A 12,469-nucleotide genomic window follows, 5' to 3' on the forward strand; every position below is an offset into this window, starting at 1 on the left:
GGCGTCTGATGCCGATCGACCCGGCTGTCGCGGTGGGGGCGGAACTGCCCGAGCTGGAGTTCTCCTGGACGTCGTCGGACGTGCTGCTCTACCACCTCGCCCTGGGTGCCACGGAGCTGCGGTACGTCTACGAGAAGGGGTTGTCGGTGCTGCCGACGTTCGGCGTGGTCGCGCCGCGGTTCCACGAGACCGCGCCGCCGACCGTGTCGTTCCCCGGCATCGACATCGACCTGGCCAAGGTGCTGCACGGCACGCAGGAGATCACCGTGCAGGCGCCGATCCCGGCCGAGGGCGCGGCGGTGCTGCGGACCCGCGTCACGGACGTGTGGGACAAGGGGAAGGCGGCGGTGATCGTGCAGGAGTCGACGGCGGTCACCCCGGACGGGACCGCGCTCTACACCACGCGCTCCAGCATCTTCGCCCGCGGCGAGGGCGGGTTCGGCGGGTCGCGCGGGCCGTCGGCGCGGGTGGCGCTGCCCGAGCGCGAGCCGGACGCGGTGATCGAGACGCCGACGTTGCCGCAGCAGGCGTACCTGTACCGGTTGTGCGGTGACCGCAACCCCTTGCACGCCGATCCGGAGTTCGCCCGCCTGGCCGGGTTCGACCGGCCGATCCTGCACGGGCTGTGCACCTACGGCGTGGTGTGCAAGGCGGTTGTCGACGCGCTGCTGGACGGGCCGGAGCGGGTGGTGTCGTTCGGGGCGCGGTTCGCGGGCGTGGTGTTCCCCGGTGAGACGCTGCGGACCTCGGTGTGGCGGGACGGGCCGCGGCTGCTGCTGACCACCTCCGCCGCGGACCGTCCCGTGCTCGCCGACGCCGTGCTCCTGACCCGGGGCTAGTGCCCCAGGACCAGGCCGCTGGTCGGAACGCCGGTGCCGGCGGTGACCAGGACGTGGTCCACGCCCGCGACCTGGTTCACCGCGGTGCCGCGGATCTGGCGCACGCCCTCGGCGATGCCGTTCATGCCGTGCAGGTAGGCCTCGCCGAGCTGGCCGCCATGCGGGTTGAGCGGCAGCGCACCATCAAGTTCCAGCGCGCCGGACGCCACGAGGTCCTTCGCCTCTCCCCTGCCGCAGAACCCGAGCTCCTCCAGCTGCACCAGCACGAACGGCGTGAAGTGGTCGTAGAGCACCGCGACGTCCACATCGGACGGGCCGATGCCCGACCGCTCCCACAGCTGCCGTGCCACCACACCCATCTCCGGCAACCCGGTCAGGTCGTCGCGGTAGTAGCTCGTCATCGTGAACTGGTCGCGGCCGCTGCCCTGGGCGGCGGCCCTGACCAGCGCGGGCTTGTTCGGCAGGTCGCGGGCCCGTTCGGCGGAGGTCACCACGAGCGCCACCGCACCGTCGCTCTCCTGGCAGCAGTCGAGCAGCCGCAGCGGTTCGGCGATCCAGCGGGACGCCTGGTGGTCGTCGAGGGTGATCGGCCGGCCGTGGAACCACGCGGCGGGGTTGGTGGCCGCGTGCTTGCGGTCGACCACGGCGATCCGGCCGAAGTCCTCGCTCGTGGCCCCGTGTTCGTGCATGTACCGGCGGGCGAACATGGCGACCATCGCGGCCGGCGTGCCCAGGCCCATCGGGTAGGACCAGCTGTTGTCGATGTTCGCCGCGGCCGCCGTCTGGACCTGGCCGAAGCGGTGCCCGGAACGTTCGTTGAACGCCCGGTAGCACACCACGACCCGCGCCGCGCCGGTCTCGACCGCCATCGCGGCCTGCTGGACGGTCGCGCACGCCGCGCCGCCGCCGTAGTGGACGCGGCTGAAGAACGTCAGCTCCGGGATGCCGAGCTCGCGAGCGACGGCGATCTCGGCGTTGGTGTCCATGGTGAAGCTGACCAGGCCGTCCACATCGGACGGTTCGAGGCCGGCGTCCGCCAGTGCCGCGCGCACGGCCTCGGCGGCCAGCCGCAGTTCGCTGCGGCCGGACTCCTTGGAGAACTCGGTGGCGCCGATTCCGGCGATCGCGGCGGTCACGCGGGCACCTCGATCCGCACCGTGCCGGTGACGTGGTCGCCGTGGCCGGTGCGGCCGACGACCTCGATCAGCAGGTCGCGGTCGTCACGCGCGATGACCTGGCCGAAGAACTTCAGCGTGTCGTAGGCGTAGCAGGGGGCACCGAGCCTGATGTCGATCTGCCGCACCAGCGCCTCCCGGCCGGCCCAGTCGGTGACGTAGCGCTGCACCAGGCCGGTCGTGGTGAGGATGTTGATGAAGATGTCCTTCGAGCCGCGCTGGACCGCCAGGTCGCGGTCGTGGTGCACGTCCTGGAAGTCGCGGGTGGCCAGCGCGGTGCTGACCACGAACGTCGGCGTGGCCTCGACGTGCCACTCGGGCAGGGAGTCACCGGTCCGCACGAGGCCTCCAGCCCACCATCGTCAGGTCGTCGTCGACCCTGGTGAACACGACCTCGACCGGCAGCCCGACCCTCGGTTCGCCGTCGAGCTCGCCCAGCATCCGCACGCCCTCGTCCAGCTCAACCAGCGCGACGACGAACGGGGTCTGCTTGCCGGGCACCTGCGGGTGGTGGTGCACGACGTAGCTGTAGACCACGCCGCGGCCGTCCGAGACCAGGTACTTCGGTTTCGTGGCACCGCATTCCGGGCACATCGGGCCGGGCGGGTGCCGCAGCAGGCCGCAGCCGCCGCACCGCTGGATGCGCAGCTCACCCCGTTTCGTGCCCTCCCAGAAGTACTCGGTGTCCTGGTTGACCGACGGCCGGATCGCCTGCGCGCGCTCGGTTGTCACGGGTGCGGCGGTCTTGGCCGGCGGGCGGAACTTCAGCACGCGGAAGCGCATCTCGGCGACCACCTCGTCACCGACGTACCAGGTGCTCCTGGTCGTGACGAACCAGCCTTCGCCGAGCGCGGTCTTCTTGGGGCCGGTCACGTCCTCCAGCCGGGAGGTGACGGCGAGCTGCTCGCCGACCCGCAGGTAGCGGTGGTAGGTCTGGTCGCTGTTGGTCGCGACGACCGAGGTGAACCCGGCCTCGTCGAGGATGCCCATCATCGCGCCGAGCGGGTCGTCCGGGGTGCGCTGACCGTGCAGGCCACCCATCGTCCACACCTGCACCATCGCCGGTGGCGCGACCTCGGTGTAGCCGGGGTGCCGGTCGCCGATAGCCTCCAGCCAGTTGCGGATCATCGGCAGGTTCACCGGGTCGCGGGCGAGCCGGGGCGCGCACTCGCCCCGTTCCGCGATCTTCGCGGCCTCTTCCTCGATGTCGGTCACCGCACCACCCTCGGTAGTCCCAGCCCGATCGACGCGATCAGCTCCTTCTGCACCTCGTTCACGCCACCGCCGAAGGTGAGCACGAGGTTGCGCCTGGCCTGCACGTCCAGCCAGCGCACCAGTTCCGCGGTCTCCGGTTCGGCCGGGTCACCGTGGCGGCTCACGACCTCCTCCAGCAGCCGGCCGACGCGCTGGGTGCGGTCGGCGGCGAAGACCTTGGTGGCCGAGGCGTCCGCGACCTCCACCTCCTGCGCGGCCACCTGCCAGTTGAGCAGCTCGTTCACCCGGTGCACGGCCTTCACCTCGGCCAGCGCCCTGCGCACGTCCGGCAGGTCCAGCAGGTCGCGGTCGCGCGCCCACCGGTGCACGCGGTCGAGCTGCGCGCCGATCCGGCCGGACGGTCCGAGCATCACGCGCTCGTGGTTGAGCTGGGTGGTGATCAGCCGCCAGCCCTCGTTCTCCTCGCCGACGCGCATGCCGACCGGAACCTCGACGTCGCTGTAGTAGGTCGCGTTGACGTGGTGCGCGCCGTCGCAGGTGATGATCGGCGTCCACGAGTAGCCGGGGTCGGCGGTGTCGGCGATCAGGATGGTGATGCCGCGGTGGCGGTCCTCCGGCGTTCCGGTGCGGACCGCGAGCCAGACGAAGTCGGCGTCGTGGCCGCCGGTCGTGAAGATCTTCTGGCCGTTGACGACGTAGTGGTCGTCGTGCCTGACCGCCCTGGTCCGCAACGCCGCGAGGTCCGTGCCGGCCTCGGGTTCGGTGTAGCCGATGGCGAAGTGCACCTCACCGCGCAGGATCCGCGGCAGGAAGAGGTCCTTCTGCTCCCGGGTACCGTAGCGCTGCAACGTCGGCCCGACCGTCTGCAGCGTCACGTACGGCAGCGGCACGTCCGCGCGCGCCGCCTCGTTGACGAAGATCTGCTGCTCGACCGGCCCGAACCCGCGCCCGCCGTACTCGGTGGGCCAGCCGACGCCGAGCCGGCCGTCGGCGCCGAGGCGGCGGACCAGCTCGCGGTAGACGGCGCCGTGCCGTTCGGTGAGCATCGCCTCGCGTTCCCGCTCGGACATCACGCTGCCGAAGTACTCGCGCAGCTCGTCGCGCAGCTTCCGCTGGGCGGTCGTGAGGTCAACGAACATCGATCCGCCCCAACCGGTGCTCCACTCCGCCGACGAACCTCGTCAGCTCCTTGGCCATGCCGTAGTACCTGTGCATCGGGTAGGTGATGTCGAGCCCCAGGCCGCCGTGCAGGTGGTGGCACGTGTGCACGGCCGGGAGCACCTCGGCCGCGAGCCAGTAGGCGGCGGTGTCGAGGTCGGCGGTGTCCTGATCGGGGCGGTCGAAGGTCCAGCAGGCGGTGAGCGCGGCGAGGTGCATGGTGCGCGCGGCGACGTAGACGTCGGCGACCTGGCCCGCGACGGCCTGGAACGACGACAGCGGCTTGCCGAACTGGTGGCGGGTGCCGACGTGCTTCACCGTCAGGTCGAGCGCACCGGCGAGCACCCCGTCCGCGACCGCGCAGGCGCCCGCGAGTGCGTAGCCGCGGACGTCTCCCGCCAGTGGTTCCCCTCGTGCGCCGTCGAACCGGACCGTGCTGTCCGTTGTGGACACACCGGGTTGTGCGGGATCGACGATCAGCGTGCCCGGCTCGTCGCCCAGCACCGCGCTGACGAGGATGCGCCGTGCTTCCGCGGCACGGGGGACGTGGACCTTGACGCCGGTGAGGCCGGTGCCGTCGCGGTCGGCCCTGGTGGCGGGGATCGCGGGCAGGGGGTTCGAGGGTTCGCTCAGCGCGGCCGTCAGGACCGCGTGCTGCTCGGTGACCAGCGGCAGCAGCGCGTCCTGCTGCTCGGGGGTGCCGAACCGGGCGATCGGCAGCACGCCCAGGGCCAATGTCGCGAACGCCGGCACGTCCACCGCCCTGCGCCCGACCTCCGTGAGCAGCAGCGCGGTCTCCACCACGCCGAGGCCGTGGCCGCCCAGCCGTTCCGGCACGGCCAGCGCCAGCAGACCGGCCTCCCCCAGTGCCTTCCACGGCGTCTCGCTCTCCCGGCCCAGCACGTCGGCGGCGAGCCGCGCGATCTCCCGCTGGGTGTCGTCGAGGCTGAAGTCCATCAACTCTCCCTGGGTAGGCCGAGGATCCGTTCGCCGGCGAGGTTCATCAGCACCTGCGTCGTGCCGCCCGCGATGCTCAGGCACCGGGTGAGCAGGAACTCGTGCACCTGGTCGCTGTGCACCAGTCCGCCGTCGAGCTCCACCGCGAACTCGGCCACGTCCTGCCGGTGCCGCACCCCGACCAGCTTGCGGACGCTGGACTCCGGACCGGGTTCCTGCCCGTGGAGCTGACGCAGGCCCGCCCGCAGGTCCAGCAACGACACCGCGAGTCCTTCCGCGACCAGCACGCCCAGGCGTTCCGACGGCTCGGGACCGGCGGCCAGAACCTGTTCCAGTGCCTCCCCCAGCGACGAGCCGCGGCCCATGGCGACGCGTTCGTTGGCGAGGGTGGTGCGCGCCAGCCGCCAGCCGTCGTTCACCGCCCCGACCACGCAGTCGTCGGGCACGAACACCTCGTCCAGGAAGACCTCGTTGAACCGCGCCTCCCCGGTGATCTCCCGCAACGGCCGCACGTCCACGCCCTCCGCACGCATGTCGACCAGGAAGTAGGTGATGCCCCTGTGCTTCGGGACCGACGAGTCGGTGCGGGCCAGGCAGATCCCCCAGTCGGCCTCGTGGGCGAGCGACGTCCACACCTTCTGCCCGGTCAGCCGCCAGCCGCCCTCCGCCCGCACGGCCCTGGTGCGCAACGACGCCAGGTCCGAACCGGCCTCCGGTTCGCTGAAGAGCTGGCACCAGGTGAGCTCGCCGCGCAGCGTCGGCCAGACGAACCGGTCGCGCTGCTCCTCGGTGCCGTGGCGGAGGATCGTCGGCGCGGCCCAGGCACCGATGACGAGGTCCGGCCTGCGCACCCCGGCCCGCGCGAACTCGTCGTCGATCACCAGCTGGCGGGCCGGCGAGGCGTCCAGCCCGTACGGGCGCGGCCAGTGCGGCACGAGGTATCCGCTGTCCGCCAACCGCTTCCGCTGCCCGGCCGGGTCGAGCGCGGCGATCTCCACCGCGAACGCCCTGACCTCCGGATCACCGCCGACCTCGACCCGGTGCTGTCGCCGTGCCCCGGCCAGCGCCAGTTCCGCCACCCGCCCGCGCCACCTCGCCCTGCCCCCGGCCAACTGCTGCAACGCGAGCGCGCGGCGCAGGTAGCGGTGGGCGTCGTGCTCCCACGTGAACCCGATGCCGCCGAGCACCTGGATGCAGTCCTTGGCGTTGCGCACCGCCGCGTCGAACGCGACCGTGGCCGCGACGGCGGCGGCCAGCGGGTGTTCCGCGGGTTCTCCGACCGCACCGGCCGCGTCCCACGCGACGGAGGACGCCTGCTCCGCCCGGCACAGCATCTCGACGCACAGGTGCTTGACGGCCTGGAACGACCCGATGACCCGGCCGAACTGCTCCCGTTGCCGCGCGTGCCCGACCGCCGTCCGGAGGCACCACGCGGCGATGCCGCTCGCTTCGGCGGCCATGAGCGTGATCGCGAGGTCGGTCGGGTCGGCGACCGGCTCACCGTTCTCGTGGACGGTGACGGATCCCAGCGACCGGGTCAGGTCGACGGCTTCTCTCGCGGTGACGGTCGTCCGTTCGACCGGGACGAACATCCACCCGCCCGCATTGACGAGCAGGTGGGTGGCCTCGGTGGCGCCGATGACGTGCTCGGTGTCGAACCCGAAGCCGGCCACCCCGTCGAAGTCCGGGAACAGGGCACTCGCCAGCGCGGTGGGCAGCAACGGCCCCGGCACGAGGTGCTCGGCGGCGCACTCCAGCATCACGGCGAGGTCGACCACGCTCCCGCCCTCGCGCAGCACCTCGAAGAACCCGACGCGGACCAGGTCGGCCCACTTCCCGTGCGCCGCACCGACGCTCTCCCGCAGCGCGTGGTGCTCGTCGGTCGTGGCGATCGGCATGCGGCCTCCTCCAGTAACATGAGGAAGTTTATAGAACGTGTTCTAATTCCGGCAACAGATCATGCGTGGGAAACCGCTCGGGTAGGATGTGGAGGCTGCTGCAACACGTTCCAGGAGGATCATCTCCGTGTCACCTTCGAAGTCGCGCGCGGACGCACTCATGGCGGGCGAGGAGCTCAGCTCGGCCGCCCAGCGCGAGCGGCGCAAGAGGATCGTCGACGCGACCATCGCGCTGGCGTCCAAGGGCGGGTTCGACGCCGTCCAGATGCGGGCGGTGGCCGACCGGGCGGACGTCGCGCTGGGCACCCTGTACCGGTACTTCCCCTCCAAGATCCACCTCCTCGTCTCCAGCCTCGCGATGGAACTGGAACGCGCGCAGGAGAAGATGGACCGCGCCACCGTCCCCGGCGACACCCCCTACGACCGCGTGCTGTTCGTGCTCGGCCGCATTACCCGCGGCCTGCAGCGCAACCCGCACCTGACCGAGGCGATGACCCGCGCGTTCACCTTCGCCGACGCCTCGGCCGGCGCCGAGATCGACCGCGTCGCGCTGCTGATGGAGACGATGTTCACGCGCGCGATGACCGACGAGGAACCGACCGACGAGCAGAAGGCCATCGCGCGGGTGATCAGCGACGTGTGGCTGTCGAACCTCGTCGCGTGGGTGACCCGGCGGGCCACGGCGACCGACGTGGCGAACCGGCTGGAGTTGACCGTGCGGTTGTTGCTGGCCTGAGAGCCGGGTTGTGTGCGCCTGTCACGCGGTGCGGGGCAGGCGCACCAACCATCGAGTGACATCGGCGCCCCTCGGCCGCCCGACGGTCACCGAGTCATGAACCGGCGAACCAGATCGCGCGGCTGTCCACCCTGAACAGGACACGTCACAGCTCACGAGTCGTTGGAGCTCATCGCGGAGGCTGCTGCCGAGCTGTAACGCATCGGTACGTCACTCGCGGCTCCAGACGGAAGGCGCCCGTACGCCGGACGGAGTGACCTTCCCTGGGAAGAATCGATTTCCCTTGATCTGCGATACGTCGAGGCTGATCGTTGTCGCTCGACCTGGTCATCCTTCTGAAGACTCTAGGCGCCGTCCTGCCCAGGCGTGGCTCCTACTGATGTCCGTCCTCGAATCCGGCGACTCTTGGCTGGGAGCGGCATCGTCGAGCAACTGCCGAGCACGCGTCACGAGCTCGGATGTCAGGCCGGCGGGATGGTGAAGATCAGGCCCTGGCTCATGGTCGAGCGGATGCCCTGCACGTCCCTGGTGACGACCTTCACCCGATGCTGCCTGTCGGGGGTCAGCCCGGTCAGCGTGACCTGCTTCTCGGTGACCAAGCCGGTGTTCCCTCCGTCCAGGTACACCTCGTAGCCCAGCGTCGGGTTCCACCAGGAAGAGGCTTCCCAGGCCAGTGTCACGGACGTCGGCGTCGTCGAGACCATCCGCACCTCGCTCGGGCGCGGCGGCCGCTCGAAGACGGCGGGCTGCGACCACACGGTGCCCAGCAGGTCGTTCTGCGCGGGGTCGTGCGAGCAGGACGCGGTGACCGTGCCGATCGGGGTGCCGTCGGCGCGCTCGGGGCGCAGTGTCAGTGCCAGGTCGTCCACGTGCAGGTCGTAGTAGCCCTGCGTGGTCAGGAACTGCACCGGGAAGGAGCCCGCGGCCCGCACCGCGGTCCCCTGGGTGCTCGTCAGCCACGTGGGCGCGACGGTGAACGAGGCCTGGGTGGTCCGCGTCCCGTCCGGGCCGGTGATGTGCGCGTCGAGTGTCGCTGTGCTGTCGGCGTCGCAGGTCCAGGTCCACATCGATGTAGGCGGGTTCGTGCCTGGCGACGGTGTCCGGGCCCGCGCCGTCGTCCGGCAGACCGCCGACAACCCACACGGTCATCTGAGCACTCGACCCGAAGGAGGTCGTACAGGTGTAGTCCATCCGCACCGCGGTCGTCTGGGCCGACGCCGGGGTTGTGGCTCCCGTCAGCGCCCCGACGACCGCGAGGACAGCGAACAGCGACAAAGCGGTGATGCGGAGTGGCTTCCTTCTCTTGCGCACCTGCACGTCCTCTCCGTGTTCACTCGACCGCGGACAGTGTCCCGCACAGCAACGTCAGTACGTGTCGACCATTCAGCCGCAGCAAGGTGAAGGCGATGTTCGCGCAATGGCGAAATCCCACCCCAACGTGAGCACGGAGCCTCCGACGGCGGCGTAGAACCGTGCGAGTGACTTCCTCGAACGCTCCGGATGACCGGACAACCTCTTGGCCGGACTGAGCGTCTCGTCTGCAACGGGCTGGGGAGGCCCAAGGGGAGAGGGAACATCATGCGCAAATTCGCGTTGGCGGTAGCCGCAGCGCTGATGGTGACGGCGGTGGTGATGCCGGCGAGCGCCGGTGCCGCCGCATGTGCGCCGGTGGACTGGGGGTCGGGACTGAAGACCGTGTTCACCGGTTCCGGAGGTGTCGTGACCAACATTCGCTCCGGGCAGCACGAGTGCTTCGACCGGCTTGTGATCGACACCCGCCTGACCGACGGGGGCTACTGGGTGCGCTACACCGACGAGGTGACCTACGTCGGGTCCGGTGAGCCGGTTCCGTTGCGCGGCGGGGCGAAGTTGTTCGTCATGGCGTACTCGCCGTCCTACGACGAGCACTTCGTCCCGACGTACGAGCCGGCGAACCCGGCCGAGGTCGCGGACGTGACCGGCTATCGGACGTTCCGGCAGCTGGCCTGGGCCGGGTCCTGGGAGGGCACCACCGACCTCGGGCTGGGTGTCCGCGCACGCCTGCCGTTCCGGGTGTTCACCCTGACCGACCGCATCGTCGTGGACGTCGCCCACCAGTGGTGAGCCGTGGCGGGATCGTCACCCAGCCGATCCTGCCACCGTCCAACGGACGTCGAGGCATTGCCCGGAGGCCAGTGCCGGCGGCGTTTCCTCCTGTCGGATGATGATCTCGGTACGTGCCGCAGCCCTGGCCGGACCCCAGGGTGCGACTCGTACAGCATTCACACCGGATGTACATTCCGCTAACCTCATCATTCCCGTCCGATTCCCACTTCCTTCGGCCGGGAACAAGCAACGCGCCTGACACACGCGGAGTCCTCCTGAAACAGAGTCACATGCAGACGGCTCGACTTTCTGCTGGCTGATGACATGCGGTTCGCTGTACGAAGTAGCAAGTTGAGGACATAGAAAGATTTCTTCCATCATGTCGATGCGCTGAGTGATGGCGACACTGGATCCGAATAGTGTTGCTCTGCGGACCCGCGTAGATTCGCCTCCCAGCAGGAGCACCAAAGGATGAGAACAGAACCGACCAGTAGTTTCACACAAGTAGCCTGTCGTGGAGTCATTCTTCAAGCTGTCCTTGTCTGAGTAGCATTCTGGGTGGATGCGGATCCATCCTCGTCTCATTGCTTCAAGCCGAGGGACGGTGGAACTGGACTCGTCGAGCTCTTTGCCCGTCGCCCATCAACGCCGCGCTACTGAAGGAGGCTGAGGAGCTGGTGGCGATCTCGGCAAGACGAGCTGCCCCTGAACAGGAACCCGCTCGTGCACCGATCTGGCCACGTAGCGTTGCAAGGCGACGATCAGTGCTCAGTGCCACTGAGCAACTTGAAGCTAGATCGGTACTAGGCTTCGCAACTGCGCTGGTCAACAAGTGTGCTCCCCGCACGCGCGGGGGTGGTCCGTCCTGGGTGCTGGCCGTGAAGGTCTTGGACTGGGTGCTCCCCGCACGCGCGGGGGTGGTCCCGACGGGTCAGGGTTCTTGACGGCTGGTCTCATGTGCTCCCCGCACGCGCGGGGGCGGCCAGAGCCTGCTGCGCACCGCCTAGTGCTCCTCGCACGCGCGGGGGTGGTCCCAACGGCGAATTCGTGGACGCGAACACCGGCGAGTGCTCCCCGCACGCGCGGGGGTGATCCCATCGTGCGGTCCCTGGGGCTGTGGTTGGTGTTGTGCTCCCCGCACGCGCGGGGTGGTCCCACCTCGACAACGTGATCGGAGCCGGACGATGTGTGCTCCCCGCACGCGGGGGGTGATCCCTGGTCGAGGGCCGGGTTAGGCCACTTCCAGTTGTGCTCCCCGCAACACGCGGGGGTGGTCCTGCGGCGTCGAACGCCGGGTTGCAACGCGAGGTGCTCCCCGCATACGCGGGGGTGGTCCGTCCCCGCCTGCATCGGCTAGGCCGCAGCTCCAGTGCTCCCCCCACGCGCCGGGATGGCCCGCCCGGTTAACGACCTGGCGCTGGTGCGGCTGGAGTGCTCCTCGCACGCGCGAAGGTGAGTTTTCCCGCTGTTCCTCGGACGCCGATCCTGTCAGGCCGCGGCAAGCTGGTCCGAGGGCTGCGCGAGGGTGAAAAACGCACCTCGCTTGCCCGAACAGCCTGGTCAAGAAGTGTTCTCCCCGCGCACGCGGGGATGGCCCGCAGCTCCTCAACCGGCTATCGGTGCCCGGCGCGTTCTCCCCGCGCACGCGGGGATGGTCCCGACAACGACTGGCCGGCACCGGACCAACTGCAGTTCTTCCCGCGCACGCGGGGATGGTCCTGCCACGAACCCTTGGCGGTGGTGTAGGTGCGGCGGAACTGCCCGGTGGCCGTGTCGGGTGCGGCCGGGAACAGTTCCAGGGCACTGCTGAGGGCGCCAAGGATTGCCGTGGCGGAGCGAAGGCGCACAGCGGGTTCCTTGTCGCGGCAGATGCGAGTCATGACCGTCAGCAGCCCGTCGTCGGCCAGGTCGGTCGCGAACCGCTCCACCACGACCGTGTCCCGCGCCCACAGCGAGTTGGGCAGGCCGGACCGGTTGTGGCCGAGGAAGCCCACGCAGCGGTCGAGCGAGTCGAGGCCGTCCTCGGCCATCACCGAGGGCAGCGGGGGCAGAACCGGGCAGTGGGACAGCCCTCAAGGTCACGGTGTCAGCGCTTCGACGGAGGACACCGCCGACTTCGGTCCGGTTCCGTTGAGTGGCCGGTCGCCCCAGCCCGTAGCGCCGAGGAGGGCGTTGTTGCGGCGCCGGATGGTGGCGGGGACGGTGGTGTTGTAGACGGTGATGAAGTCGATTTCGTCATCGGCGGCGCTGGCTTCGTCGAAGGTGTGCAGGACGGTGAACCAGACGTTGAGCAGGCCGCTGAAGTGAACGGTGAGCCAGGTCAGTTCGACGAGCATGCCGGTGGCGTAGGCGTTGTGGTAGGCGGGGGTGTCGGTGCCGGGGTACTGGTCGAGGCCGTGGGCGGTG

The 12,469-nt window shown here is 69.9% G+C and carries 11 protein-coding genes; 3 read left to right on the forward strand and 8 right to left on the reverse strand.

What is annotated here, in order from left to right:
* The first annotated feature begins 8 nt into the window (after positions 1–8).
* Positions 9–839, forward strand: coding sequence for a MaoC/PaaZ C-terminal domain-containing protein (locus ADL03_RS08740; RefSeq protein ID WP_053732849.1), 831 nt, complete (start codon positions 9–11; stop codon positions 837–839).
* Here ADL03_RS08740 and ADL03_RS08745 read toward each other — a convergent pair.
* The 6 genes from ADL03_RS08745 to ADL03_RS08770 are packed head-to-tail and all read right to left on the reverse strand — an operon-like array spanning position 836 to position 7,242.
* A complete protein-coding gene (locus tag ADL03_RS08745) occupies positions 836–1,975 on the reverse strand; it encodes a lipid-transfer protein (RefSeq protein ID WP_053732850.1) in 1,140 nt (379 codons plus the stop codon). The two genes, ADL03_RS08740 and ADL03_RS08745, sit on opposite strands and share 4 nt — an antisense overlap.
* Positions 1,972–2,355, reverse strand: a complete 384-nt coding sequence (locus ADL03_RS08750; protein ID WP_053732851.1) for a MaoC family dehydratase — start codon at positions 2,353–2,355, stop codon at positions 1,972–1,974. The genes ADL03_RS08745 and ADL03_RS08750 overlap by 4 nt, the downstream gene beginning before the upstream one ends.
* Positions 2,342–3,229: a bifunctional MaoC family dehydratase N-terminal/OB-fold nucleic acid binding domain-containing protein gene (locus tag ADL03_RS08755; RefSeq protein ID WP_255353341.1), complete on the reverse strand. Its 888-nt coding sequence runs from the start codon at positions 3,227–3,229 to the stop codon at positions 2,342–2,344. The genes ADL03_RS08750 and ADL03_RS08755 overlap by 14 nt, the downstream gene beginning before the upstream one ends.
* A complete protein-coding gene (locus ADL03_RS08760) occupies positions 3,226–4,368 on the reverse strand; it encodes an acyl-CoA dehydrogenase family protein (protein ID WP_053732852.1) in 1,143 nt (380 codons plus the stop codon). Before ADL03_RS08760 ends, ADL03_RS08755 begins: the two co-directional genes overlap by 4 nt.
* Positions 4,358–5,344 (reverse strand): acyl-CoA dehydrogenase family protein, encoded by a 987-nt coding sequence (locus ADL03_RS08765; protein ID WP_053732853.1) that lies wholly within the window; start codon positions 5,342–5,344, stop codon positions 4,358–4,360. Before ADL03_RS08765 ends, ADL03_RS08760 begins: the two co-directional genes overlap by 11 nt.
* The gene (locus tag ADL03_RS08770; protein WP_053732854.1) at positions 5,344–7,242 is read right to left on the reverse strand and encodes an acyl-CoA dehydrogenase family protein; all 1,899 of its coding nucleotides are present in this window, start codon (positions 7,240–7,242) and stop codon (positions 5,344–5,346) included. The genes ADL03_RS08765 and ADL03_RS08770 overlap by 1 nt, the downstream gene beginning before the upstream one ends.
* A gap of 160 nt (positions 7,243–7,402) precedes the next feature.
* On the opposite strand from ADL03_RS08770, the gene kstR reads away from it, so the two are divergent.
* Complete coding sequence (gene kstR, locus ADL03_RS08775; protein ID WP_053732855.1) at positions 7,403–7,978, forward strand: cholesterol catabolism transcriptional regulator KstR; 576 nt, start codon at positions 7,403–7,405, stop codon at positions 7,976–7,978.
* 461 nt (positions 7,979–8,439) lie between these two features.
* Here the strand turns inward: kstR and ADL03_RS08780 are convergent, their stop codons facing one another.
* Positions 8,440–9,045, reverse strand: coding sequence for a fibronectin type III domain-containing protein (locus ADL03_RS08780; protein ID WP_053732856.1), 606 nt, complete (start codon positions 9,043–9,045; stop codon positions 8,440–8,442).
* A gap of 511 nt (positions 9,046–9,556) precedes the next feature.
* On the opposite strand from ADL03_RS08780, the gene ADL03_RS08785 reads away from it, so the two are divergent.
* Entirely contained in the window at positions 9,557–10,081 is a 525-nt protein-coding gene (locus tag ADL03_RS08785) for a hypothetical protein (RefSeq protein WP_053732857.1), read from the forward strand.
* Between the two features lie 2,060 nt (positions 10,082–12,141).
* On the opposite strand, the gene ADL03_RS08795 is transcribed toward ADL03_RS08785, so the two are convergent.
* A partial coding sequence (locus tag ADL03_RS08795) for a hypothetical protein (RefSeq protein WP_053732858.1) occupies positions 12,142–12,469 on the reverse strand: 328 nt, incomplete at its 5' end.

The sequence above is a fragment of the Nocardia sp. NRRL S-836 genome, assembly GCF_001279525.1.
GTDB lineage: Bacteria > Actinomycetota > Actinomycetes > Mycobacteriales > Pseudonocardiaceae > Lentzea.

Bases quoted from the DNA above. Each gene is read 5' to 3' on its own strand.
- ADL03_RS08740 (WP_053732849.1), top strand. From the start codon at position 9: ATGCCGATCGACCCGGCTGTCGCGGTGGGGGCGGAACTGCCCGAGCTG.
- ADL03_RS08760 (WP_053732852.1), bottom strand. From the start codon at position 4,368: ATGTTCGTTGACCTCACGACCGCCCAGCGGAAGCTGCGCGACGAGCTG.
- ADL03_RS08765 (WP_053732853.1), bottom strand. From the start codon at position 5,344: ATGGACTTCAGCCTCGACGACACCCAGCGGGAGATCGCGCGGCTCGCC.
- ADL03_RS08770 (WP_053732854.1), bottom strand. From the start codon at position 7,242: ATGCCGATCGCCACGACCGACGAGCACCACGCGCTGCGGGAGAGCGTC.
- kstR (WP_053732855.1), top strand. From the start codon at position 7,403: ATGGCGGGCGAGGAGCTCAGCTCGGCCGCCCAGCGCGAGCGGCGCAAG.
- ADL03_RS08780 (WP_053732856.1), bottom strand. From the start codon at position 9,045: ATGTGGACCTGGACCTGCGACGCCGACAGCACAGCGACACTCGACGCG.
- ADL03_RS08785 (WP_053732857.1), top strand. From the start codon at position 9,557: ATGCGCAAATTCGCGTTGGCGGTAGCCGCAGCGCTGATGGTGACGGCG.